Source organism: Flavobacterium sp. N2550, from assembly GCF_025947265.1.
Classification (GTDB): domain Bacteria; phylum Bacteroidota; class Bacteroidia; order Flavobacteriales; family Flavobacteriaceae; genus Flavobacterium; species Flavobacterium endophyticum.
The window spans coordinates 1413293-1436318 of sequence record NZ_CP110007.1 but is presented as its reverse complement, the minus strand read 5'-3'; the positions used below and the strand labels follow the sequence as shown (position 1 = coordinate 1436318).

23 protein-coding genes are annotated in these 23026 nt (G+C 40.0%); 6 read left to right on the top strand and 17 right to left on the bottom strand.

The window, feature by feature from the left end; genetic code table 11:
- Nucleotides 1-30: 30 nt before the first annotated feature.
- The 3 genes from OLM56_RS06175 to OLM56_RS06165 form a co-directional block, all read right to left on the bottom strand.
- Nucleotides 31-603 (bottom strand): ExbD/TolR family protein, encoded by a 573-nt coding sequence (locus OLM56_RS06175; RefSeq protein ID WP_121376156.1) that lies wholly within the window; start codon nucleotides 601-603, stop codon nucleotides 31-33.
- 22 nt (nucleotides 604-625) lie between these two features.
- The gene (locus OLM56_RS06170; RefSeq protein ID WP_121376155.1) at nucleotides 626-1240 is read right to left on the bottom strand and encodes an ExbD/TolR family protein; all 615 of its coding nucleotides are present in this window, start codon (nucleotides 1238-1240) and stop codon (nucleotides 626-628) included.
- 79 nt (nucleotides 1241-1319) lie between these two features.
- On the bottom strand, nucleotides 1320-2150 hold the full coding sequence (locus tag OLM56_RS06165) for a MotA/TolQ/ExbB proton channel family protein (RefSeq protein ID WP_121376154.1): 831 nt from the start codon (nucleotides 2148-2150) through the stop codon (nucleotides 1320-1322).
- A gap of 449 nt (nucleotides 2151-2599) precedes the next feature.
- Between OLM56_RS06165 and OLM56_RS06160 the strand changes: the two genes are divergently transcribed.
- Genes OLM56_RS06160 through OLM56_RS06145 form a run of 4 tightly spaced genes read left to right on the top strand, consistent with a single transcriptional unit; the run spans nucleotide 2600 to nucleotide 6165 of the window.
- On the top strand, nucleotides 2600-4123 hold the full coding sequence (locus OLM56_RS06160) for a DUF853 domain-containing protein (protein WP_264528693.1): 1524 nt from the start codon (nucleotides 2600-2602) through the stop codon (nucleotides 4121-4123).
- A 1-nt stretch (nucleotide 4124) separates the two neighbouring features.
- A complete protein-coding gene (locus OLM56_RS06155) occupies nucleotides 4125-4493 on the top strand; it encodes a DMT family protein (protein WP_121376152.1) in 369 nt (122 codons plus the stop codon).
- Complete coding sequence (locus tag OLM56_RS06150; protein WP_264528692.1) at nucleotides 4493-4855, top strand: cupin domain-containing protein; 363 nt, start codon at nucleotides 4493-4495, stop codon at nucleotides 4853-4855. The genes OLM56_RS06155 and OLM56_RS06150 overlap by 1 nt, the downstream gene beginning before the upstream one ends.
- Before the next feature lie 41 nt (nucleotides 4856-4896).
- The gene (locus tag OLM56_RS06145) at nucleotides 4897-6165 is read left to right on the top strand and encodes an NAD(P)/FAD-dependent oxidoreductase (protein WP_264528691.1); all 1269 of its coding nucleotides are present in this window, start codon (nucleotides 4897-4899) and stop codon (nucleotides 6163-6165) included.
- 75 nt (nucleotides 6166-6240) lie between these two features.
- On the opposite strand, the gene OLM56_RS06140 is transcribed toward OLM56_RS06145, so the two are convergent.
- A complete protein-coding gene (locus OLM56_RS06140) occupies nucleotides 6241-7584 on the bottom strand; it encodes an FAD-dependent oxidoreductase (RefSeq protein WP_264528690.1) in 1344 nt (447 codons plus the stop codon).
- A gap of 300 nt (nucleotides 7585-7884) precedes the next feature.
- Between OLM56_RS06140 and OLM56_RS06135 the strand changes: the two genes are divergently transcribed.
- Nucleotides 7885-8763: a T9SS type A sorting domain-containing protein gene (locus OLM56_RS06135; RefSeq protein ID WP_182493470.1), complete on the top strand. Its 879-nt coding sequence runs from the start codon at nucleotides 7885-7887 to the stop codon at nucleotides 8761-8763.
- Between the two features lie 52 nt (nucleotides 8764-8815).
- Here OLM56_RS06135 and OLM56_RS06130 read toward each other — a convergent pair whose 3' ends face one another.
- The 12 genes from OLM56_RS06130 to OLM56_RS06075 all read right to left on the bottom strand — a co-directional run bounded on the left by OLM56_RS06130 (nucleotide 8816) and on the right by OLM56_RS06075 (nucleotide 20948).
- Nucleotides 8816-9010, bottom strand: coding sequence for a hypothetical protein (locus OLM56_RS06130; RefSeq protein ID WP_182493469.1), 195 nt, complete (start codon nucleotides 9008-9010; stop codon nucleotides 8816-8818).
- A gap of 92 nt (nucleotides 9011-9102) precedes the next feature.
- Nucleotides 9103-9483, bottom strand: coding sequence for a hypothetical protein (locus OLM56_RS06125; protein ID WP_264528689.1), 381 nt, complete (start codon nucleotides 9481-9483; stop codon nucleotides 9103-9105).
- A 31-nt stretch (nucleotides 9484-9514) separates the two neighbouring features.
- Nucleotides 9515-9961 carry a protease complex subunit PrcB family protein gene (locus OLM56_RS06120; protein ID WP_264528688.1) on the bottom strand — a complete coding sequence of 149 codons (447 nt, stop codon included), beginning with the start codon at nucleotides 9959-9961 and terminating at the stop codon, nucleotides 9515-9517.
- Nucleotides 9962-10033: 72 nt separating this feature from the next.
- The gene (locus OLM56_RS06115; RefSeq protein ID WP_264528687.1) at nucleotides 10034-13087 is read right to left on the bottom strand and encodes a S8 family peptidase; all 3054 of its coding nucleotides are present in this window, start codon (nucleotides 13085-13087) and stop codon (nucleotides 10034-10036) included.
- Between the two features lie 671 nt (nucleotides 13088-13758).
- Nucleotides 13759-14031: a hypothetical protein gene (locus OLM56_RS06110; RefSeq protein ID WP_264528686.1), complete on the bottom strand. Its 273-nt coding sequence runs from the start codon at nucleotides 14029-14031 to the stop codon at nucleotides 13759-13761.
- A gap of 206 nt (nucleotides 14032-14237) precedes the next feature.
- Nucleotides 14238-14918: a signal peptidase I gene (lepB, locus tag OLM56_RS06105; protein ID WP_264528685.1), complete on the bottom strand. Its 681-nt coding sequence runs from the start codon at nucleotides 14916-14918 to the stop codon at nucleotides 14238-14240.
- A 240-nt stretch (nucleotides 14919-15158) separates the two neighbouring features.
- Nucleotides 15159-16658, bottom strand: coding sequence for a class A beta-lactamase-related serine hydrolase (locus OLM56_RS06100; protein ID WP_264528684.1), 1500 nt, complete (start codon nucleotides 16656-16658; stop codon nucleotides 15159-15161).
- 87 nt (nucleotides 16659-16745) lie between these two features.
- Nucleotides 16746-17315, bottom strand: a complete 570-nt coding sequence (locus OLM56_RS06095) for a helix-turn-helix domain-containing protein (protein ID WP_121376142.1) — start codon at nucleotides 17313-17315, stop codon at nucleotides 16746-16748.
- A gap of 166 nt (nucleotides 17316-17481) precedes the next feature.
- A complete protein-coding gene (locus OLM56_RS06090) occupies nucleotides 17482-18720 on the bottom strand; it encodes a hypothetical protein (protein ID WP_264528683.1) in 1239 nt (412 codons plus the stop codon).
- Between the two features lie 240 nt (nucleotides 18721-18960).
- Complete coding sequence (locus OLM56_RS06085; protein ID WP_264528682.1) at nucleotides 18961-19680, bottom strand: DUF4377 domain-containing protein; 720 nt, start codon at nucleotides 19678-19680, stop codon at nucleotides 18961-18963.
- Between the two features lie 161 nt (nucleotides 19681-19841).
- Nucleotides 19842-20396, bottom strand: a complete 555-nt coding sequence (locus OLM56_RS06080; protein ID WP_264528681.1) for a DinB family protein — start codon at nucleotides 20394-20396, stop codon at nucleotides 19842-19844.
- Between the two features lie 51 nt (nucleotides 20397-20447).
- Nucleotides 20448-20948 (bottom strand): Crp/Fnr family transcriptional regulator, encoded by a 501-nt coding sequence (locus tag OLM56_RS06075; RefSeq protein ID WP_413614435.1) that lies wholly within the window; start codon nucleotides 20946-20948, stop codon nucleotides 20448-20450.
- Between the two features lie 244 nt (nucleotides 20949-21192).
- Here OLM56_RS06075 and OLM56_RS06070 point away from each other — a divergent pair, with 244 nt between their 5' ends.
- Nucleotides 21193-21840, top strand: a complete 648-nt coding sequence (locus OLM56_RS06070) for an NAD(P)-dependent oxidoreductase (protein ID WP_264528680.1) — start codon at nucleotides 21193-21195, stop codon at nucleotides 21838-21840.
- Nucleotides 21841-21888: 48 nt separating this feature from the next.
- Here the strand turns inward: OLM56_RS06070 and OLM56_RS06065 are convergent, their stop codons facing one another.
- Entirely contained in the window at nucleotides 21889-22980 is a 1092-nt protein-coding gene (locus tag OLM56_RS06065) for an agmatinase family protein (RefSeq protein ID WP_264528679.1), read from the bottom strand.
- Between the last annotated feature and the right edge of the window lie 46 nt (nucleotides 22981-23026).

The window sequence follows — 23026 nt, the reverse complement described above, 5'->3', positions numbered from 1 at the left end:
TTTAATTTTTTAATAGATTAATGAATCAGACTAATAAATTTTATTGTCTTCCAAAAACTTAATGTCTGCATCTGTTATGTCAACAATCGCATATTTTTTCACCTTAGTGATTGCCATCTCGTCAAGAATATCAACCAAATTTTTATAATTTGATTTTTTACTTGGTTTTATGATAATGGTAATACCACTTTTTTCAAGATCTGCGCCATCTGCTTTATTTTTTGCATCAACGCCAGCTTTTTTGTTCAAGATCAAATCTCTAACACCTGTTTTTCCGTATCCAGATACAACAGGTCCATCAAGAGGTGGTCCGTCTGTTCTTCCACTATACCAAACCAATTTATCTCCAGATCCTAACACCAAAGTTAAAGTTCTCCAAGCTGGAGTTTCTGGTGGAACTGGATCATCAATTTTAGGTTCATCCGGCATAGCCAAATTCATCGATTGAGGCTTTGACAACGTAGTCGTTAATATAAAGAAGGTAATCAATAAGAATGCCAAATCCACCATGGCCGTTAAGTCAACCGAAGGATTTGATTTTTTACTTCTTACTTTGCCACCGCCTTTTTTACCACCGCCGTCGCCCGTATTTAATTCTGCCATTTCTTACGAATATATTATTTTATTAAAAATCATCACTTCTTAGACCAGTAACCAAGAAAAAGTTATTCTTATTTTGTTTTTGCAAAATGTCTAAAACTTTTTTTACCGTCGGATATTCTTCTTTAGCATCACCTTTAATAGCGATATCTAAATCTTTACCATCTAAATCTTTAGTTACTTCTCTTGAAATCTTTACCCAGTCAGCTAGCTGATTGTTGATAGAATCATAAGGCACTCCTGGTTGAGTTCCTTCTCTCATCCTATCCTCATTTTTCATATCAATCAACTGCTTCATTTGTCTGATATCAACTCCAAAACCATCAAGAAGTGCAAATTTCTTTTTGTCTGCTTCTGAAAATTTAACACCGTATTTTTCTCCCATTCTTCCTAGAGTCTCCGATCTCACTTCTCTTCCTGTCACACCGAAGAAAACTTTCTCTTTACCGATAGTCAAGGTAGCAAGGTTTTCTTCTGGCAATTTAGTCTGAACCGTTGAGGCTGGAGTATCTACTGGCAAAGCTTCTGGGACTTTTGCTGTAGCTGTCATAATGAAAAAGGACAGAAGAAGGAATGCCATGTCACACATCGCAGTCATGTCAATTCTTGAACTTTTCTTTGACAATTTTATTTTAGCCATTGTTTATTTATTTTTTAATCAAAGCCAAGAAGGAGAAACTTCCTTCTCGTGCTTTAATATATTATGAAACTTATTTTAATTAGTCACGGTTTGTAGCTCTTCTGTAAGCTTGAGTGATTGTAAAACCAGCCTCATCGATAAAATAAGTCAATGTATCAATTTTAGAGGTAAAGTAGTTGTAAACAACAACTGCAAGAGCTGAAGTCGTAATACCTGTCAATGTGTTGATAAGTGCTTCAGAGATACCGTTTGCCAATTCAGCTTGGTCTGGAGTTCCAGAAGTTGCCAATCCAGCGAACGCTTTAATCATCCCCGATACAGTTCCCATCAATCCTAATAATGTACCCAAAGATACCAATGTAGAAAGGATAGTCAAGTTTTTCTCAAGCATTGGCATTTCTAATGAAGTAGCCTGCTCTATTTCTTTTTGGATTACTTCTGATGCTTTTTCAGTATCAAAGTTCTCTCTTTTTACTTCTTGATATTTAATCAAACCTGCTTTTACAACGTTTGCAACAGAACCTTGTTGTTTGTCACAAGCATCTAATGCACCTTGGATATCTCCAGCTGCGATTTGACCTTGAACGCTTTTTACGAATTTTTCAACATCTCCTTTTCCAGCCGCTTTAGTGATAACAAAAAATCTTTCGAATGAGAATACGATTGTCATCAATAGTAATCCCATCAATACAGGAACGATAAAACCTCCTTTGTATACCATCCCTAGGTAGTTACCTTGTAAAGGCTGTCCATCTGGGTTACTATTTTGGAAGTTTGAAGGAGAACCCATTACAAATTCCCATACCAAATATCCGATAAGAATACAAATTACGATAGTCAATCCTGCAAATACGTTAGAGCTTTTGCTGCCTGCGTTGTTTTGAACCTTTGCGTTTGATGCCTGTGCCATTTTTTTTAATTTTAGTTTTTTAATTTTTAGAATTTAATTTTGGTAATAGATAAAATTATTTACCTGATTATTTTATAAGAACGACAAATTTATATTTTTAGTGGATAAAAAAAAATAAAATGCAGTTTTTTATTCCGTCTTAACTATATATTATTACAATCTTAACGAATAAATAATAAGAAATTTAAAATAATTTGTTTGAAAAACAAGGATAGAGCTCTGGTTTAAAACTACTTATCTGCTTTTATGACCAAAAACGCCTAAGTTTTATACTTAACAAACCTAGATTTATTGCGCTGAATTATAACTCAATAATGATAATTTTATTACACTCAATGATATTAAAGCTATATCCTAATTATTTAAGGCTTAATTTGTGGCAATAATTAAAAACAATCCTAAATTTGTAACATTCGTTCATTTCTACTCACCATAAACATTTTTTGCTCATGGCTTCAAAAGAAGATTTCATCAGTCATATTAACACAGGATATGCTACAAAAGGCGAAAGCATTATACTCGGAGGCGCAATGCTCAATGGAGAAGCGCTACCAGATGCCCATATAAAAATCCCTTTAAAAACCTTAAACCGTCACGGCTTGATTGCCGGTGCTACGGGAACCGGAAAGACAAAAACCATTCAGGTGCTTTCAGAGCAACTGTCGCTTCTAGGCATACCGGTATTGATGATGGACATCAAAGGTGATTTCAGCGGTATCTCCAAACCAGGTATCGAGCAGCCTTTCATAACAGAACGCCATGCAAAAATAAACATACCTTACCAAGTTTCTGGATTCCCAGTAGAATTGTTGACATTATCCAAACAGAATGGCGTACGCCTTCGTGCTACGGTTTCTGAATTCGGCCCTGTCCTTTTCTCTAGGATTTTAGATTTGAATGATACGCAAGCAGGTGTCGTGGCTGTGATTTTTAAATATTGCGACGATAACCAGATGCCCTTGCTTGACTTGAAAGACATCAAAAAGGTCATCAATTATATTACTGAAGAAGGAAAAGCCGAAATCGAAGAACACTACGGAAAAATTTCTACCTCAACCACAGGAACCATACTCAGAAAAATTATCGAATTAGAACAGCAAGGCGCCGATCTTTTCTTTGGCGAAATGTCGTTCGACATCAATGACTTGATGCGGATTGATGAAAACGGAAAAGGCTACGTGAACATCATCCGCTTGACGGACATACAGGATAAGCCGAAGCTTTTCTCCACCTTTATGCTGAGTCTTTTGGCTGAAATATACAATACCATGCCTGAACAAGGCGACTCTGGACAGCCTGAATTGGTTATTTTTATTGATGAAGCTCACTTGATTTTTAATCAAGCCAGCAAAGCACTTTTAGATCAGATCGAAAGCATTGTGAAATTAATCCGTTCTAAAGGAATCGGACTTTATTTCGTGACCCAAAATCCTATGGATGTGCCAAGTTCTGTCTTAGCACAATTAGGACTAAAAATCCAGCATGCGCTAAGAGCTTTTACTGCTAATGATAGAAAGGCCATCAAGATGACTTCGGAAAACTATCCAATTTCAGAATACTACAAAACTGACGAAGTACTGACATCGCTCGGAACTGGAGAAGCTTTGGTTACGGCCCTGAACGAAAAGGGAATACCAACGCCTCTTGCCGCAACCATGATGCGAGCACCGATGAGCCGCATGGACGTGTTGACAGACAACGAAATCAGCGAAATCAACAACAGCTCTAAAATGGTAAGAAAATATAACGAAGTAATCGACCGTGAGAGCGCTTACGAAATGCTGAACAAAAAAGTTCAAGACATCCAAAAAGAAGCTGCCGAAGCCGAAGAAAAAGTGCAAGAACAGAAACAAGAAAAAAAGGAAGCGAGCGAGCCGATGAGCCAGACTACAAAAAGCATCATCAAGGTGTTTACGAGCGCGACTTTTATTCGAGGCGTATTTGGAGTACTGACAAAAATATTCAAAAAATAAGATGAAAGCCTTTATTACGATTGGACTGCTTATTTTATCGAATGTCTTTATGACACTGGCATGGTATGGACATCTAAAGTTTAAAGAACTCAAATGGTTCGAAAATGCAGGGCTGATAACAATTGTGTTGATAAGCTGGGGACTGGCTCTTTTTGAATACTGTTTCCAAGTTCCGGCCAACAAGATCGGATTTAACGGAAACGGCGGTCCGTTCTCGCTCATGCAGCTCAAAGTCATCCAGGAAGTCATCACGCTTATTATTTTTGTGATCTTCTCTCTGCTCTTTTTCAAAAACGAAACTTTCAGATGGAATCATGCTATTGGTTTCATGTTCCTGATACTGGCCGTCTACTTTATATTTAAAAAATAATGAAGAAATATACCCTACAAAAAGCCCCTTTTATCGTTCCGACAGACGATGGAAAATTAATCGAAGAACATTTTGGAAACGCCACCAATGGAAACTCCGAAGTATCCATCGCGCACATGATAGCACCGCCAAAATGGAGCGAGCCTTTCCAAGTTCCAGAATTTGACGAATACACCTATATTATAAAAGGCAAAAAGCAATTTATCATTGAAGGCGAAACCGTAATCTTAGAAGCTGGACAATCTATTAAAATAGAAAAGAACGCAAGAGTGCAATATTCAAATCCTTTTGACGAGCCTTGCGAATATCTGTCTGTTTGCCTGCCCGCTTTTTCTTTAGAAAAAGTTAATAGAGAAGCGTAAGCCCTTATTATTTGGTAACTTTACGTGCAAATGAAACCCGTATGGAAACCAAAAAAAGAATCATAATTGTAGGCGCTGGATTTGCAGGACTGACCCTTGCCGAAGACCTTGAAAATACCGACTACGAAGTATACCTTATCGATAAAAATAATTACCATCAATTCCAGCCACTCATGTATCAAGTGGCTACGGCAAGACTAGAACCCGCAAGCATTTCCTTTCCGCTTCGGAAAGTTTTCCAGCGTTCCAAAAACGTAAAAATACGAATCGCAGACGTCTTGAGCGTCGAGACTAAAAACAAGTGCCTGAAAACCTCCATCGGGGATTTTTCATACGACTACCTTGTCTTGGCTTATGGCTGCAAGACCAATTATTTCGGGAATAAGAATCTCGAAAATTGCGCTTTCCCGATGAAGTCTGTACCAGAAGCCATACAGCTTCGAAACCGCATACTCCAGACTTTTGAAGATGCCGTTGTAACAAAAAATCCGGAAGAGCTTCAGTATATTCTCAACTTCGTGATTGTCGGCGGCGGTCCTACCGGAGTAGAATTGGCCGGAGCTTTATCTGAAATGAAAAAGAACATCCTTCCGAAAGATTATCCAGATAAAGATTTCTCCAAACTTACCGTCTATCTTCTAGAAGGCTCTCCTAATGTCTTGAATGCGATGAGCGATGATTCAAAAAAAGCTTCTCGAAAATACCTTGAAGATCTTGGCGTTATCGTAAAAACAGGCACCGTTGTCGAAAATTACAACGGAAGAACCGTCAGCCTAAAAAACGGCGAGACCATTGAGGCAAAAAACGTTATCTGGGCGGCAGGAGTTACCGGAAACCAGATTGAAGGCATTCCGGAAGCGTCTATCACGAGAGGAAACCGACTCATCGTCAACCGATTTAACGAAGTAGAGCATTTAAAGGATGTCTTTGCGATTGGAGACATTGCTTACATGACTACTCCTAAATATGTAAACGGGCATCCTCAGCTGGCTGCAGTTGCCAACGAACAGGCAAAGGTTTTGGCGAAGAACTTTAAGCTTCAGACCAAAAACAAACCACGAAAAGAATACGAATACCATGATAAAGGTTCTATGGCAACCATCGGGAAACGAAAAGCGGTAGTTGACCTGCCCAATTTCAGCTTCCAGGGGCGATTTGCTTGGTTCACTTGGATGTTTGTGCATCTGATGCTGATCTTGAGCGTCAAGAACAAGCTGACCATTTTCGTAAACTGGGCTTTCAGTTATTTCAGCAACGATTCTACGCTTCGTGTCTTGATAAAGCCTGTGACCAAGAAAGTAGAAAACTAATCGAAATAGGATATAAAAAAATTGGGATTAAAGGTTATCATAACTTTTAATCCCAATTTTATTTTATAGCGATATTTATTTCTTTTCCAGCAATTCTAATATCTTTTCTTCTACTTCGGCACTGTTCCACTTCTCTTCGATATGGTCCATTTTCAGGACTTCTTCCATCAAGCGGTTCTGGAAATCTCCTACTTCTAACGCTTGTGAATACGGATCCAGGCTAAAGGTCACGCGGCTGTACATCGGCAGCCATTTATCGGGATGCTTTTCTGAAAACCATTTTTCTATTTTTTTCTGCAATAGGAATTTTTCATCAGCGGTCTTGGAACTCATTTCCATAAAATTCCTGTAAGACAGCTCGGCTATGGCATCGGTATTAGGCTTTCTGCTTTTTTCATATTCTTTGAAAATTCGCTCCCAATCGTTTCCGAATTCTTCCATGAATTCATACAATACGGTAATATCTTCAAAGCCAGCATTCATGCCTTGTCCGTAAAACGGAACGATAGCATGGCAAGCGTCGCCGATTAAAGCTACTTTATCACTATACGTCCACGGGAAGCATTTCATGGTCACTAAAGTACTGGTCGGGTTCTTAAAAAAATCTTCGGCCAGGTTTGGAATTACGTCTATAGTATCCGGAAGGTTTTTTTCAAAAAAGTCTTCCACTTGTTTTCTGTCTTTGAGCGATGCAAACGAATTTTCGCCTTCAAAAGGCATAAACAGGGTGCATGTAAAACTTCCGTCAAGATTAGGAAGCGCAATAAGCATATAATCGCCTTTTGGCCAAATGTGGAAGGAATTTTTATCAAGCCTGTGCGTTCCGTCTGGATTTGACGGAATATTAAGTTCCTTATATCCTGTCTGAAGAAATTCTTGCGAATAGTCAAACATGCTCTGGCGCTGCATTCTATGGCGAACCCTAGAAAAAGCTCCGTCGGAACCAAAAACCATATCATATTTTACGGACTCCCACTCTCCTCTTTCTGTCTCTCCAATATGCAAAGTGGCATCTGCAAGTGTGACGTCCCAAATTTTCTTTTCGAAGAAAAATACGGCTCCCGCTTCTTCGGCCAAGTCAATCATTTTTCGATTCAGGGTTCCTCTAGAAATAGAATAGATGCTCTCGCCTTCTTTGCCGTAGGGCTGAAAATTCAGCTTATCCTTTAAGTGGATTGCTCTTTTGTCCATAGGGATTGAAATGGCCCTGACCGCATCCCCAACTCCGACACCGTCTAATGCTTTCCAGCCTCGATGCGACATTGCAAGATTTATGGAACGTCCGGAAAATTGGATTTTTCTGATATCAGGACTTCTATCATACACGTGAACGGAATGGCCTGCTTTTTTAAGGTATATTGCCAACAGCGAACCCACCAGACCGGAGCCTACAATTGCAATATTTAAAGGATTTTGCATTAAGAGTAGAATGTAATTATAAGATATCAAATTTAGGGAAATATGATAACAATTGTTATAAAAATAATTTTTTATTTAATCTTTAGACATCTTTATTGAAAACAATACCACTAAATAACAAATAAACAGAATTTAATTCATGTAATTTGTTAATTTTAAATTAATTAGATTATCTTTATCGTAATTTCTTAAAATAAATATTTAGCTGCAGAAGAGCCACAATTCTGTATAATATAAAATCACCCCAATTAGAGAACTATCACGGTATGAGTTTTATTATTAATTTTAAATATTCTATTTATGAAAACAAAACTACCTTTATTGTTTTTATTATTCTGCGGTATTGCAAATGCGCAGACGTACACGTTTAACACGGTAACGCCGATTCCGGATGGAACAGGAACTAGCTGCGGCTCAGGAAATTCAGCAGGAAGCGTCTCAGTCTCTCTTAATGTTCCTATTACGGCAACAATTACAGATCCTACAAAGGTTACAATTAATCTCGATCTAGTTCATACCTGGCTAGGCGATGTCGTGGCCGAGCTCGGAACTCCCGCGGGAGGATCGTGTGCCTTAATCAAAAGACTTGGAGCCGCTACCGATACCAGCTGCGGTGACAGTTCTGATTTTGCTACAGGAAACGTATTGAGCTTTAACGCCGCCAATACGACAGCCATCAATGTGGTTACGCCTGGCGCAGCACAAAGTATTCCAGCCGGCGCTTATGCTCCTACTGGAGGAACTTCAACGTATCCAACAGATATTCCGCTGTGCAACCTGACTACCTTTTTGAATGGCGTGGCTGTCAATGGCGACTGGACGATGACCTTGTATGATAACGGTGAAGAAGATACCGGAAGCCTTAATGCTTGGCAGATTATTTTCACTACAGGATTTGACCTGAATACTCAAGATTTTCTTTTTACAAAGAGAATTTCGGTCTTAGGAAATCCCTTCAATGAGGCATTGACTTTAAAGCTAAACGAAGCCGGAAATACGAGCACCGTATTGCGCATCTTTTCTATAGACGGAAGAGAAGTCTTCAACAAAAGCTATGCTTCAAATGATGCCGGACAAACGATCAGCATCGAAACTGGTGCATGGCAGCAAGGTATCTACATGCTGGTTCCAGAAATTGACGGAAGAAGGCTAAATGCTATCAAACTGGCAAAAAAATAAGCAATCTGATCTCCCAAACTTAAAAGCCTGCAGCACAAGTGCTGCAGGCTTTTTATTTTTTAACTTCTATTTGTTCGGATTCGGTTTCTTCTTCTTTCGAATCTATCATTTCTATTTTTATATCATAACGTTCTTCTTTCCTGCCTTGCCTAGGAAGCGGAGCTCCGCCGATACCTGCCGCCATCGAAGCCAAAAGAATCAGCATGGCATAGGCCAGAAGCCGCAGCTTTTTTTTGAAACTTTTCATAATTTACGCGTGTCTTTGAGCCATTGCAATAGCAGCAACAGCTTTGTCAATTAAAAAATTAAAAGAGATTGGGCCTAGAGAAGCCTAGCGAATTATGAAATAGGAGTATCTTCTCCTGAATTTCTGGAAATGGCTTGCGGACTAAAGAATTGCATCTTTGATTTGAAAGAGCAATAGTGTCTGTGTTTTTCGACCCATTTTACTTTAGCTACCGTATTGTGAGCGGTAATGAAATGGAACGAATAAAGGGGCTTGCTTTTTGCAAGATCGAAAGTACCGAGCTCAAGAGCTCTTTTATAAGAAATGGCTTTTTTCTTAGAGCTGTTGCTTTTTAAAAAAGAGGTTTCGGAATGAAACGGCTGCTTTTCGAGATTTACAGAACCGGAACCATAGGAAACGCCAAGCAACAGGGTTAGTGCCAGTAGTGTTTTTAGCAGCAGGCTTTTGCAATATGCTGATTGTGATTTATTCATCCCGCCAAAGGTATGTTTTTATGGCAACGTATTATCTAAAAACGACGGGCTTTTTTGATTTTGGAATCTTGACGATATGAAAAGGCTGTGTCATTACCGATGTTCCTCCGCCCGTATTTAGATTCTGTAGGGTTACCACAATCGTGGCTTCATTTTCTGTAATTTGTGTAATGTCTATAGTGTGCCCTCCGTTGCCTTTAATTTCATCAAAGACGGCGATGATTTGGAAAGCGTTAAAATCGATATTGGTTTCTGAAAAACTATTCGAGACAGGATTTCGAGTATCCATCTTTTGCATCAGAAGGTTCCAATCGGCTGGGCTGTAGATGACCACATTCTGTCTTGGGATATTTTCATCGCCATTGCCATAGAGATTGCCTTTTCCAATCAGCACCGCGTCAATAACGCGCGACTCTTGGTTGCCATCACTGCTGCAGCCTTGAAGCAGAACGGTTAGTAGTAGTGCAAACATTTTCATAGTCCTGATTTTTAAAATGATAGGTATAAATTTAATAAAAAAACCCGTGCTGGGCACGGGTTTTAAAATTCTTTATTTCTTAATCAGTTTCTTAGTATCGACTATCTTGCCATTGCATACCAAGGCTACCGTATACAGGCCGCTTGGATAATTCGTGACATCGATATTAATTTCTGAATTTTTCACATCCAGGATGTAGTTGTTTGAGGCTCTGTTAGCACCATAGCTTCCAATAATGGTCAAGTAGGCTGAGCCGGCATCATTAAGCTTATAGGATACCGTAACATTGTTTTTAGCAGGGTTAGGTGCAATGCCTCCTAAAGAGCTTGGATTCATCGTTACCTGAACTTCGGCATAATCTTTAAGCCCGTCTGCCAATGCTACAACTTCTAGCTTGTATTTTTTAGCCATCTCGACAGATACTGTAAAGTCTTTTCCTTGGTAGATCATGTTGCCTTCGGTATCGTACCAGTTATAGACTACGGCTTCGTTTAGCTGCGCTGCGCTTAATGTAATGACTTCGTCTCTATCGGCTTTTTTATCGTTACCAGCATCGGCAACAAGTCTTCTGCCGCGGGTTTCACCTTTGTTCACCAAATAGGTTTCGCCTCCTACAACATCGCCTGTTTCGGCATCTCGCTGCACAATATTGTAGACAAACTGCTGCGGAGTCATATCATCATTTAAGAAAGCAAACGTCAGGTTGAGCGTTCCTAATTCGTTAGGTTCAAAGACGATATTGTTCAGGGTAGCATTGTTTGCCCTGACAATTCTTGACATCCTGTCTCTTCCTTCCACTAATCCTCGACCTACAGCTCCTCCTCTTTCCCAGGCTCGGTACAGTCGTTCGTCCATTTTGACTGTTATTTGGGCTTGTTCAAAAATCGGCCTTACGTCTGGGATGTCTTCGGCTACAAATTCTAGGAAGTATTTCTTAGCAACTTTCACAGGGTTTCCTACTCCAACAACGCCTCCGACACTTCCGTTAGCAAGTACATCGACAACCGTAACGTTTTTCCACGCAATATTGTTGTTGTTCTTGACATTGAGATTAAGATCTGCTGTTTCTGGGAATGTCATCGGATCGCTGGCGGCTTCAATTCGGGTCAGCAGACAGAAATGCCACGGCTCTGGATTGATGGGCGCGTAATCGGCAGGATTTGGAACGTTCCATGCAAACGTCAGGATAACTTCTTGTCCCGGCTGGAGTACCGGAATCGTAATTCCTGCCAATGCTCCTATTTGTTTGCCCATGAGCACGCCGCCTACATAGTAGGTTCCGTTCCAGCTCATCGGCCAATTCAATGAAGTACCGGCTTTAGCCCAATAAAGTTTCAGCTTTTCGTTTCCTAAAGAGGCAACGCAGCTTTTGTTTCTTACGCGTACGCGTACGTAGTTAGGATTCGTAGGGCTGTAATCTGGATTTTGGTGCACCAGACCACTGTCATTATAGTTTCGTACCCAGATGTCTTCACTGGCCCACATGTATGGCGAAATAGTATTCGGCTCGATTCCTAGATCTGCAGGAGTGTCTTTCACATAGAGGTCTACGGTTGGCGAGTACATTTGTTGTGCACGCAATACAGCGGCATAAGCATCTATAAGTCCATAGCCTGCTTGGTTGTTCCATGTTCCGTTGGTTCTTCCTGCTGTGGTAGAATAGCTAAAGCCTGGAATTTTTTGAGAAGTGCCTTCAATGATATCTCGTACTTGTTGCCCAGTAAGACATGGATTCACAGAAAGAATCAAGGCTACCAGTCCCGTTACGTGCGGACTTGCCATAGACGTACCGTTCATAGATCCTGTACTGTTGGTTGGGATGGTAGAAAGAATATTGCTTCCAGGCGCTACTACGTCAAGCTTGGTTCCGTAGCCCGAAAAGCTAGAACGCGCTCCTGTAGAGGTAATCGATCCTACGGTCAAGATATTGTCTGTAAAAGTACCTGGGTAGTCCATTACCGGACCGCCGCTTCCAAAGTTTCCTGCCGCAAAAACAACTACAGTTCCTTTGCCTCCTCTTCCGTTTGCCAGGGCATTAAGGATCGCACTTTCTAGAGCCGCGCTATACAGCTGTGCATAATAAGCCCCTCCTTGGTCTCCCCAAGAGTTATTGATAACATCAGCTCCATTCGCTACGGCCCAGTTGATTCCGGAAGCAAGCTGTGCAGAGACATTAGGAACCAATCCTAACGAATGGCTCACCGACATCAATTTGGATTGTGGCGCTACTCCAACTACCTGAAGGTTGTTGTCTTTTACGGCTCCAACAGTTCCTGCTACGTGAGTACCGTGATTATTGCCTGAAATAAAAACACTAGGGCTGGTACCACTTTGTGCATCAAAGCTCAAAGGCGAAATATTGGCAGCCAAGTCGTTGTGTGTCTTGTAGATTCCTTGGTCGAGGATGGCTACATTCACGCCGCTTCCTTGTGTAATCGTCCAAGCCTGGCAGGCATTGATATCGATATTCGGATTGGCGCTGTTGCTAAGTCCCCAAAGGCTTCCAAAGTTGGTGTCATTGGTACAAACCGACCTGAAATTAAACATAAAGGCAGGATCGATGTCGGCAAACTGTCCAGTTTCATAAAACAGGTTGGACATCTGCAGCGAAGTGCTTTGGTTGTCTGGTTCTACTGCCAAGATATACCATAAAGGCATTCCTTGAATCTGCTCTACGATCTTCACTTTGTTTTCGGAAGCAGTCTTTTTGAGCAGTTCAAAACCTCTATCGTCTTTCAGCTTGACATAGAAAAGGCTGGATGTTCCGATAGACGCTGCCTGCGGTCTTTTAAAAAAGAGGGAAACGCTTTTGATGCCTTTGATCTTTCTTAGATCGCTTATGGCCTTGTCAAAGTCGGCGCTTGATGGTTCCGACTGGAATTCTAGCTTTCCAAACTTTTGGCGCTCTCCGGTAGAACTGTCGTCTTGCAGCGTAACGTCTTTAAATTTTAATCCGTCGAGGGAGGATTTCTGAAAATCTTCTGAAGTGTTTATGTTCAGGAATTTTCGGTCTAGGTTGAGGGCAATTTTTTGATCTTTATAATAATAAAAATAGCCGTTTTGGGCATTCATTCCAACAGCGCCCAAGAAAAATGCGAGTAGTAGTATGTAAATTTTATTATTCATGATTTCATAGTTTAGATTAATAATTGTTTAGGCATGCTAAATCGGGCCATAGTTCATGGCGGATGAATAGACTTTAAATTCATCTGTAGAAAAGTGGGTATGTTTAATAAGTGTGCCATACTGTTATGTGGAGGTGGTAGCTCCGTATATAACCGTTTAAAACATGCAACTATTTAAACTTCAATAGGTTTACCGAATTTACAATAGCTAAAAACCGTATCCTTACGATTTTCCCCATCGTGCTGTTTTTTTCTAAAAATAGGGGCTATTGGTGTTCTTTTTTTAGGCTTTAAAAGCAAAAAAAGACCGGCAGCAACGCCCGTCTTTCTTTAGATTTTTATCTTTTCTGTCGTTTTTTTTCTTGGGGCTAATTTTTTTTTATTTTTTTTCGCATCGGCTCCAAAAAAAGGAGTGAATTACGTTTTTCCTCAAAGAAAAAAACACACAACCCATTACTTTACAATAGGTTATAATACAAAAATGACACAACCAATTGCTGCTTTTTTAGTTTTAAAATAACGACGATGCTGCCCCAAGTGTAGTTTGCAGCTGTTTTCGAAACTCTCCTATTAAAATCAAACAGGGACTTTCTACAAAAACAGCGACGAAATCCCAATAAGGCTTGCTGTTTATAAAAAAGCATCCCTAAAGCAGAGAACAAGAAAGCAAAATCAGGAAATTGGGAGCGCTGAAAAGTTAAAGAGGGATACCAATAAGAACTTAAGATGTAGCAATAAGAACTTTAGCAGTGCCAATAAGAAGATAAGATGTGCCAATAAGAACTTGAGCAATGCCAATAAGAACTTAAGATGTGCCAATAAGAACTTGAGCAGTGCCAATAAGAACTTAAGATGTGCCAATAAGAACTTGAGCAATGCCAATAAGAACATGAGATGTGCCAATAAGAACTTGAGCAGCGCCAATAAGAAGATAAGATGTGCCAATAAGAACTTGATATGCCGCAATAAGTTAAAAAGATGTGCTGATAAGTTAATGAGAAGTCCTGATAACTTAAAAATGGATGTCGATATGTTAAAAAAGGCGTCAATAAAAAAGCTATGAAACAAAAAACTCCAATGTCAGTGGAGTTTTAAAGTCGGAAAGCAATTTTATTATTGGCTTAATTGTTTGTAGAACCCTGATTTAGTTTTTAGTTTTTTAACGCGACACCTATAATTGCAGTTTCATCTATAAATCCTAAATATCTTGAATCTTCAGAATTATCTCTATTATCTCCAAGGACAAATATTTTGCCTTCTGGAACAACAACTGGCCCAAAATTATCTTTATTCCAGTCTGCCTTATATACTTCCCGAATCACGCTATCAATAGTACTCTCTTCTTCGATGATTATTTTAGAAGCCAAACCATATTTTTTTGCAACTGAATCAGGGAGCATTGCTTTCACATCATCTTCTGAAATTACAAAAGCATAGTATTCGTCAGAAATATTTTCTTCTGATTTAATCTTGGCATATTCTGTCTGCGTTGTTTGATACAGATGTACGTGGTCAATTCCTTTATCGATATTAATTTTATTGACATACACTATACCTTCAATAATCTGTAGGGTATCTTTAGCTTTTGCGCACAATCTGTGAATCCTAGTCTGTTTTCCAACAATATCATTCTCATAATCATAAGCAACAAAGTCACCTATTTCTGGAGTGATGAGGCTAGAAGTAAACATTATTGTGTTGAGCTTTAAATTGGGCTCATTTGAGGTGGTCGAATTCCTAAACATCCTGAAGGCTCCTATTTGCACTATAGCAAAATACAAGACTAATAGCGCCAAAACTGCTATTATAATTACTTTAAAGTTTCTACTCATTTTTTAGTTTTAGTTTACAGAGAACTCTTGTTTTAAAAAATCGTCCCTTAATGCTTTAGCTACTATATCGAAGGTACTTAGTATTTTGTTTGAAATTTTAAGATATTACTGTTCTCAACCCAAAACGAAGTTATGAAAAATATAATTGCATTTCTTTTCAAGCAGAAAAAAACCTTTCTTTTGGAAAGGTTTTGTGAATGGGCGTATTTGTAAAAAGAATAAACTTGTTTAATGATGATTTCACTTCGTCTCAATATTCACAATCGTTTCTCCAAATTTGCCAAGATAGTGTTTTACCAAAGCTTCGTATAAGCTGCCTCCTATATCGGAGTTCGTAAAAATCAGCAGGCCTTGTTTTGTTTTCGGCAAGATAAATACGATGGCCCTGACGCCTAGATCGGCTCCTCCATGCGCAAGAGCATAGTCGCCATGGCCCAGATTGTAGATTTCGAACCCTAGACCAAAGTGCTTGCCTTTTTCGCTTGCAACCTGCGGAGCAACCATTTCTTTAAAAATATTTTCAGGCAACAACGTTCCGTCCATTAGAGCGGTAAGCAATTGGCCATATTCCTCGATAGTCGTCAACAGGTTATCGGCCGCGTTGGGTGTTGTATTCTTTTCTATCTCATACGGCTTTAGCTCTTTGTCATAGCCGGTGGCGTATCGTGACGCGTCGGTATTTTTAGTCCAGACGTAGCTGGTTTCGCTTATTTTTAGGGGCTGGAAAATCAATTCGGATGCTAATTGCTGCAAGGTTTTATGAAACTTGTTTTCTAAGGCTTTGCGCAGGTATTCGTATCCTTCCCCTGAATATTGGTATTGGGTTCCGGGGTCGGACAGAAAACTTAATTTTTTGTCGGCATTGGCCAAGCGCCAATTCGGGAAGCCGGCTTGATGGCTCAAGAGGACTCGGGTGGTGATTTGTTTGTGTCTTGGGTCTTTGGCAATATCAGGATCGGTCCAGTAGTGGTAGACTGGCTTGTCTAAGTCCCATTTCCCTAGGCTGGCCAATCTCAATGCGACCATGGCCGTTACGGGCTTGGTTACGGAAGCCACATTAAAAATCGTATTGTAGGGAGCGGCAACGCCTGCCTTGATTTCGCCAAAGGCTTTTACCTGCTTGAGCTTTCCGTTTTCGATTATTCCGAGGCCAAGAGCGGGTACCTTGTTTTCCTTGAGCCACTTTTCGATGGCGGCATCGTTGTCGAAGGCAGGTACTTCCGACGTCTGCAATTGCTTGTTGACATGTTCGTAGCTGTAGGATCTGGACAGTTTCCATTCGCCATTCTCTAAAAGCCAGAGATGGCTGAATTTTGCCGAACTGCCAAACTTTTCGGGCTGTGAGGGTTGTTTTTCAAAAAACTGATGCACGCCTATCTGGAGCGCTCCGTATATCTTGCCTTGATTCTCTCTGTCATAAAGGGCATAGATTTCTGTGCTTTGGGGCACCAATTCTCTTCGGGCCTGAAAGTTTTTGGGATCGTTGCATAGTCCGGACTCAAAGTCTTTTAGGAATTTCTTTTTGTCAGACCTGCCCCCTATGTCATGATAGAATTCTAAGTTTTCGCTCATCAAGTTTTCAAACTGGGAGATGTCGCAGGTATTGAAGCCAATATTAAACAGCAGGCTGTCTTTGGACATAATCGTCTTATAGAGCTCGCTTGTTTTTTCGACCTGGGCTTGGCTCTTTTGCGGCAAAGCGAATAGGAAAAGGAATAAAAAATAAAGGAATCGTATCATTGCTAAAGTTTTTGGCAAAGATTAGTTTTTACTGCTATAGGCGCCTAAAAATCAACCCGTCAAAAACCCGACAAAGACCCGAAAGGCTTACAACATATTGAATTTCAACTTAAAATAGAGTTTTTGGTGCCTGTCGATTTCGGCCGCATTACGCAGGATGATAAACAGGTTTGACAGTACGATGCAGATTATCAGCCCTAAAGTAAACTTGCCTCCGAGTTTTAGAAAGATACCGAGCATAAAAACAATAGGCGCTAAAATCGTCCAAAGAATCTGGACGGAAACAATCTGTTTTACCAGCGGATTTTTCTGCTTTAGGATACTGGCCAAAAGAAGCGGCACCAAAATATTTAAGGGCGGCAGCACGACAAACAGCAGGGAGGAAAGATTGACCAGCTTGATTTTTGAATAGTCGATTGCAACCGATTCTTGTTTGATTTCTGCTTTTTCGCCGCCAATTGTTTCTGTTTTTGTCTTTTTGTCCAGCAATTCGCTTTCTGGGATTTCTAGAACTTTTGCTAAGGTTTTGAGCGTATAGCCTTTAGGTAATGTTCCGGCTTCGATTCGCTGTATGGTCCTAACGGAAATTCCGGACTTTTCGGAAAGTTCTTCTTGGGTCAGGTTTTGCTGTTCTCTTATACGTTTTAGTGTTGGCATCTGTTGTGTAATTGCGCCACTAAATATAATTAACTTTAGGTAAATGAGCATAAAATTTGTGAGGGCAGATTTTGGATTTAGGAGGGTAGATTTTGGATTTGGGAAAGATGCAAATAAAAACCCTTTGTTGAGGAAAGGGTTTTGTTATTGTTTGTGGTTTGGTTTTTTATTTTTCTGCCAACCTTTCGTTAATAAAGTTAGGCAATGTCTTTACTGCTATTGCTAGCTTATCATTGTTTTCTTTTTTTACTGTTTCGTCTTTTATGTGGTGGTTATAGTTACGGAATAGAAAATAAAACAATAGTCTGTTATAAGTATCTAATCCATTATCAGAAATTATCGACAGCATAGATTGTTCAATTTCATTTCTGTTTTTGATTTCTGATAATGCACGTCCCACTCGTCCAATGCTTCCAAAATAATGATTATCCACAGGGTTTTCAATACGATAAGATATGCCTAATATAAGGTCGGAAACATTTATGTTTAGTTCTTCAAGTTCTTTGATATAGGTATTTCTTTCTCCCCAAGCGTAGCTACCGTCAGACACTCTATCAAAGCGGTCATTCATTATGTCTAAATGTGCTTTTAGAAAAACTTCCCAATTATAGGTCTCAGCAGATAGCAAGGCAATATGTATAGCGTGTTCTCTTGGCCTGCTGTCCATACTGCAGCCTCCAACTACTCTTGTGCCCCTCATCTCGTCAAGAAGCTTTGCTTTTTCTTTTCTTGACAATGAAGTCCAGTTTTCGGGCAGCTCAACCCAACCATCTTTTAAATTGTCTTTAAACTTTCTCGTTTTCGTGTCTATTAAACAATCGGAATATCCTATCATTTGGGAATATTTTTGAGGAATAGGATCTGAACTAAAGTTTTTAGGGAAATAAAAGGCGGATAAGGATTCGTCAGAATAGCTCGTTTTCTTTTCGTATTCAAATAACCATTTATTTGTAAAGTCTTTTTGGTAAAGCGAAATATCATCAGATTCAATGCTAAATCCATAGTCGTTTTTTACATTAAAATGTTCAAACTCTACTCTATCCTGATTTCTGTAGTCTTTGTATTTTCTTTTTATGACTAACACATTTCTTTCAACAGTCGCTTTTGGATATTTTTTAAGAAAGTCGTCTAAGGAAATTTGCTTTTCCATATCTTTCTTTGCTTCCTTAAGGTTCCCTCCATCAACTTTTACAAGATGTCCGATAGTCTGGCTTTTGGAATAAAAAACCGTATTGAAATTGCAGGTCTTGTATTTCAAGTTTAACGAGTCCACAATATGGCTCAACTTGGTCATTGTTTGTTCGTTATAAATTAAGCCGTTAGGGTAAACTTGAAATTCTCCGTCTTGACAGTAGGTTGAAATGGTACAGAGCAGCCCAGCTATTAGTGTAGTGATATTTTTCATTGCCATATCTTATTAAAAACTTATACATAACGTGTTTATTTATGTATTTATGATAAAACTATACAAAGTTTTTAAAATGTTGAGTTTGTACACTTTGTGGACATGAAATGAAAATCCGCGTGATTTGAAAAGAGATTTCACAATATATCATAATGATTCCAACTAATACTACGCCATAAAAAAAATCTCCTATAACTACCATGAGCTAAAGGAGATACTTTTTTATTTTTTTATAAACTATTAGTCTAAAGGTGCTTTTCCAAACATCAATACCAACTTGTTATCTTGATAGAAGTTCAACGTCTGGTCGGCCACATCATATGTAAACGTATTGTCCGTTAGCATCTTTAACAGAGTGCCTTCGAGCTTGTTTTTGTTCTCGTCTGCACAAGCCATCAACGTACTTGCAATTCCTTTAAACTTTATGGTATTTTCTTTGAGTTCATAGCCACCGAAAATCCTGTTGCAGCCTCCAAAGCCGTTCATCGTTTTCATATCAGCCGGAAAAGTAACATAGGCTGAAGTGTCTGACGGTTCTGCACCATTGATCTGAATGACTTTCCATTTGTGTTTGGTGATAAAGGTCCACGCATCTGCTCCTTTTTCCCCAATCTGTTTTTTTTCTACGACTCTTTTAAGCTTGTAGGTATAGCTGCTGGCATCGGCAGGAACATTTTTTCTTTTGGTTTGGATGACATCTATCACATACCTGTAACCTGGCGTATAATCGAATCCTTCAATCTGGCTGTAGAACAGTTCCCAGTCTTTGCTTTTTTTATATTTGACCTGAAAGCAGCTTTGCGGTGCTACTCCTGTGCAGCTGGCCAATTCTTCTTTGATTGTCATTCGGATAGTTTTTGCATTCGCATGGGTTGCAAAAAAAACAAGGCCAATTAGCAAAACGGCTGTTTTTAGGTTGAAGATTGTTTTCATCTTTTCTGTGCTTTTAAAAGTATTCATATAGCTGTTATTTTACTGACTTGCGTGAAATCACAAGATCGGCAAGGGTTTGCAAACTCTGTGCCATTGATTCTTATTATAAAGATACGGAAAGTATTTTTTGTTTTGAACGTCTGCCGTAACCTATTTAAGAGTCTGAATTCCAAACAGCTATACACTTTTTAAGCACGAGTATTTTCGACGGCTCTTTTTGCCTGCTGGATGTGCCTTTCGTTGTGGTAAATGAGGAATCTAAAGGTATCTCCTAATTTTAGCCGGATGAGTTTTGTGATGCTGATGCTGGTTTTTGTCTTGTTCAGGCTGATACTCCCCGACTTCTCCAACAATCCTAAAAGCTGTTGCTGCTGCTTGATAAAAGTGTCTAAAACCGACTTATCGAGCTTGCTATAAATAGGATCCATTTTGGCAAAAGTCTTCATTTTATTGAGCTTTGCTTTCGGACGCATGCTCTCTGCAAAATAATTGCCCAGCCATCCGCTCTTGAATTCAGACTCGGGTTTCGATTGCGATTGATGGATTCGCCTTTCGATTTCGGGCAAGTAGAAATTGCCATAACGATTGAGATGTTCGATACATTCTAGGGCGCTCCAGCTATCTGGCGCTATCCTATTGTTGAGTTCTTCGTCTGTTTGCGCGAGAAGCGACGTTGCATACGCTAGATGCTCTTGTACTTGGGTCGTAAGTTCTTGCAGGAGCTGCTGTGTTTTTATTTTCATATTTTTTTCTGCAAAGTTCCGCAGCCTTGGTTTAGGAATTCTTGATCGAACTCAAGATTTTTTAAGCCTCGATAATGTCTCTGGCGTCATGCGAAGGTAATTTGCAATGTGCTTGTTGGGTATTTCTTGAAAGAGCTGCGGACTGCGTTTTAGTACTCTTTCGTAACGTTCTTTTGGCGAATGCGTCAGCAGGTCTTTTTCTCTTTCGATCTGCTGCAGGACAAGGTCTTCAAGGATTTCGGCCCAAAGCGTAAGATTTTCAGGTTCTTTGCTGATGAAGTCCATGAATGTTTTTTTAGAGATGATCTTTAAGGTTGTCTTTTTGATGGCTTGTATATAGAAATCTGAAGGTTTTTCGGTGAGAAAAGAATCGAGCGCAACGATGATGTTGTTTTGGTAGCCGAAACGGATAACGCGTTCCTCCTCTCCGTCTGTGACAAAAATTCGAAGGCTGCCGTCTTGAACAAAATAGATGTTAGTATCGGTACTGCCGCCTGTCTTCACCAATTGGTTTCTTTCGACCGTTATCGTTTTTTCAAACAAGCTTCCCATTGCTATCTTATTGACTATAGCCATCGACTTGATGGCATCTTCTTGATTTTCCATGACTTGTATTTTCTGTTGCCAAAAAGTTTTTTGAATTGTTGGTATAAGTTCCTACATTTACCGCATCAAAATCTCTTTATAAAATAATAAATCGTTTCTGCAAAAGCCATAGGCTGCTGCTTGTCTTGTTTGTCTGTATCAGATACATCAGGACTAAGATACTATTTTCAATAATTTTATAAAGAACAAAATGAAACACGATATAAAAATTGCCGTGATCGGCGGCACTGGAAAATCTGGCAAATACCTCGTCAGCACATTACTCCATCAAGGCATTCCGTTTAAGCTTCTCCTAAGAAACCTTGCTCATTTTAAGACCAGCAATCCTCTTGTAGAAATTATCGAGGGAGACGTAACAAACTATAATGCTGTCTGCCAGCTGCTAGAAGGATGCGAAGCGGTACTAAGTACATTAGGACTCGGAATTCCGCCAAGCGAACCGACGCTTTTCAGCAAAGCTACGGATAACATCATTCGAGCCATGAAGGAAAAAGGCGTCCATCGTTATATCGTAACGACGGGACTGAACGTGAATACTCCTTTGGATAAAAAAGGAGAAAAGACAGCTTTTGCAACCGACTGGATGTACCAAAACTTTCCGGTCTCGACAGCCAACAAGCAGCTGGAGTATGAAATGTTGGCAGCCAGCGAAATTGACTGGACTTTGGTACGGCTACCACAGATCGATCAGACTGAAGAAAGGAGTCCGATAAACGTAAGCTTAGAGGATTGTCCGGGTGACAAGATCAGCGCTATCAATCTGGCCCATTTTCTTATAGACCAGCTATCGGATAGCACTTTTATCAGGAAAGCACCTTTTATTGCTAATGCTTATTAAACAGCAATGGGCCCTTTGAGGCCCATTGTTTTTTTTATTTTAGGAAGATTACTGCCTATTGAATTTAATTTTTTGCCCAACGTTCAAGCCGTTGTTCTTGGCTAAAACACCACACATGTGGAAAAGCATGCGTGCGCCTACGTTTCCGTCCCAATCATCATCGCCTGGCGCTACTTCTACCAAATCGAAACCTATGATTTCTTTACCACTTTCGCCTAGCTTGCTCAAAAGATAAGCCGCTTGTTCAAAAGAGAATCCGCCCGGTACAGGAGTACCCGTATTTGGACAGTACCAAGGATACATTCCGTCGATATCAAAGCTGATGGCTACTTTTTGTGGCAGCGTGGCAATGATAGCGTCGCATTGCTGTTCCCATGTCTTTCCGACATAGGCTTCTGCTTTCAAATCCATATCAGTATGCACCAAAACTCTGTTTCCTTGCTCGAAAGCCGTTTCTACTTCTTGCTGGCAGAAATCGCGGATACCAACTTGTACGATTTTGGCAATCTGCGGCAACTGCAAGGCATTATACATGATGGAAGCGTGAGAATATTTAAATCCTTCGTAGGCAATTCGTAAGTCCATGTGGGCATCAAGGTGCAGCAGTCCAAATTCACTGTGCTGTGTAGCCAAAGCTTCATAATAGCCTAATGGTGTAGAGTGGTCGCCGCCTAAAAGTGCTACTTTTTTGCCTTTTTTTGTCCAATAAAGCACGCGTTCTTTTACTTCGTCCTTAAGGTCTTTGCAGACTTTGTTTATCTTGTCTAAATCCGACTGCAGTGCCGGCAGGCTCTCGATAACTTCTCCGTTTTCTAAAGCTTCGATAATCGGCTGTGCCAATCCTTTGTATTTGGCGCTATCTGCGGCCCATTTCTCTGTCTGTTCGTTCTGGTCAAGATAGATGCCGAGCTTCCATAATTCTGGAAATTCTTGATGGTGCAAATCTACTTGGAAAGAGGCATCAAGAATCGCTTCTGGCCCTTCTGATGCGCCTGCTCCATAACTCACGGTTACTTCCCAAGGCACCGGAATGATAATGATTTCGCTGTCTTCTGCCGAAAAAGGAAGGCCGAAGATGCTTGCGTCTGCCAAGCCTGGCTGGCTCGGGTCAAAGTTTTTAATTATTTGTTCTTTTGTCATGATGTATATTTTGGGCGTGCAATTGGCGAAGTAGCGCTAACTGCAA

Coding starts and splice junctions, on each gene's coding strand:
- OLM56_RS06070 (WP_264528680.1), top strand. CDS start 21,193: ATGAAACACGATATAAAAATTGCCGTGATCGGCGGCACTGGAAAATCT.
- OLM56_RS06100 (WP_264528684.1), bottom strand. CDS start 16,658: ATGATACGATTCCTTTATTTTTTATTCCTTTTCCTATTCGCTTTGCCG.
- OLM56_RS06125 (WP_264528689.1), bottom strand. CDS start 9,483: ATGAATAAATCACAATCAGCATATTGCAAAAGCCTGCTGCTAAAAACA.
- OLM56_RS06075 (WP_413614435.1), bottom strand. CDS start 20,948: ATGGGAAGCTTGTTTGAAAAAACGATAACGGTCGAAAGAAACCAATTG.
- OLM56_RS06080 (WP_264528681.1), bottom strand. CDS start 20,396: ATGAAAATAAAAACACAGCAGCTCCTGCAAGAACTTACGACCCAAGTA.
- OLM56_RS06085 (WP_264528682.1), bottom strand. CDS start 19,680: ATGAATACTTTTAAAAGCACAGAAAAGATGAAAACAATCTTCAACCTA.
- OLM56_RS06135 (WP_182493470.1), top strand. CDS start 7,885: ATGAAAACAAAACTACCTTTATTGTTTTTATTATTCTGCGGTATTGCA.
- OLM56_RS06130 (WP_182493469.1), bottom strand. CDS start 9,010: ATGAAAAGTTTCAAAAAAAAGCTGCGGCTTCTGGCCTATGCCATGCTG.
- OLM56_RS06165 (WP_121376154.1), bottom strand. CDS start 2,150: ATGGCACAGGCATCAAACGCAAAGGTTCAAAACAACGCAGGCAGCAAA.
- OLM56_RS06145 (WP_264528691.1), top strand. CDS start 4,897: ATGGAAACCAAAAAAAGAATCATAATTGTAGGCGCTGGATTTGCAGGA.
- OLM56_RS06160 (WP_264528693.1), top strand. CDS start 2,600: ATGGCTTCAAAAGAAGATTTCATCAGTCATATTAACACAGGATATGCT.
- OLM56_RS06175 (WP_121376156.1), bottom strand. CDS start 603: ATGGCAGAATTAAATACGGGCGACGGCGGTGGTAAAAAAGGCGGTGGC.
- OLM56_RS06090 (WP_264528683.1), bottom strand. CDS start 18,720: ATGAAAAATATCACTACACTAATAGCTGGGCTGCTCTGTACCATTTCA.
- OLM56_RS06150 (WP_264528692.1), top strand. CDS start 4,493: ATGAAGAAATATACCCTACAAAAAGCCCCTTTTATCGTTCCGACAGAC.
- lepB (WP_264528685.1), bottom strand. CDS start 14,918: ATGAGTAGAAACTTTAAAGTAATTATAATAGCAGTTTTGGCGCTATTA.
- OLM56_RS06120 (WP_264528688.1), bottom strand. CDS start 9,961: ATGAAAATGTTTGCACTACTACTAACCGTTCTGCTTCAAGGCTGCAGC.
- OLM56_RS06140 (WP_264528690.1), bottom strand. CDS start 7,584: ATGCAAAATCCTTTAAATATTGCAATTGTAGGCTCCGGTCTGGTGGGT.
- OLM56_RS06095 (WP_121376142.1), bottom strand. CDS start 17,315: ATGCCAACACTAAAACGTATAAGAGAACAGCAAAACCTGACCCAAGAA.
- OLM56_RS06115 (WP_264528687.1), bottom strand. CDS start 13,087: ATGAATAATAAAATTTACATACTACTACTCGCATTTTTCTTGGGCGCT.
- OLM56_RS06170 (WP_121376155.1), bottom strand. CDS start 1,240: ATGGCTAAAATAAAATTGTCAAAGAAAAGTTCAAGAATTGACATGACT.
- OLM56_RS06065 (WP_264528679.1), bottom strand. CDS start 22,980: ATGACAAAAGAACAAATAATTAAAAACTTTGACCCGAGCCAGCCAGGC.
- OLM56_RS06155 (WP_121376152.1), top strand. CDS start 4,125: ATGAAAGCCTTTATTACGATTGGACTGCTTATTTTATCGAATGTCTTT.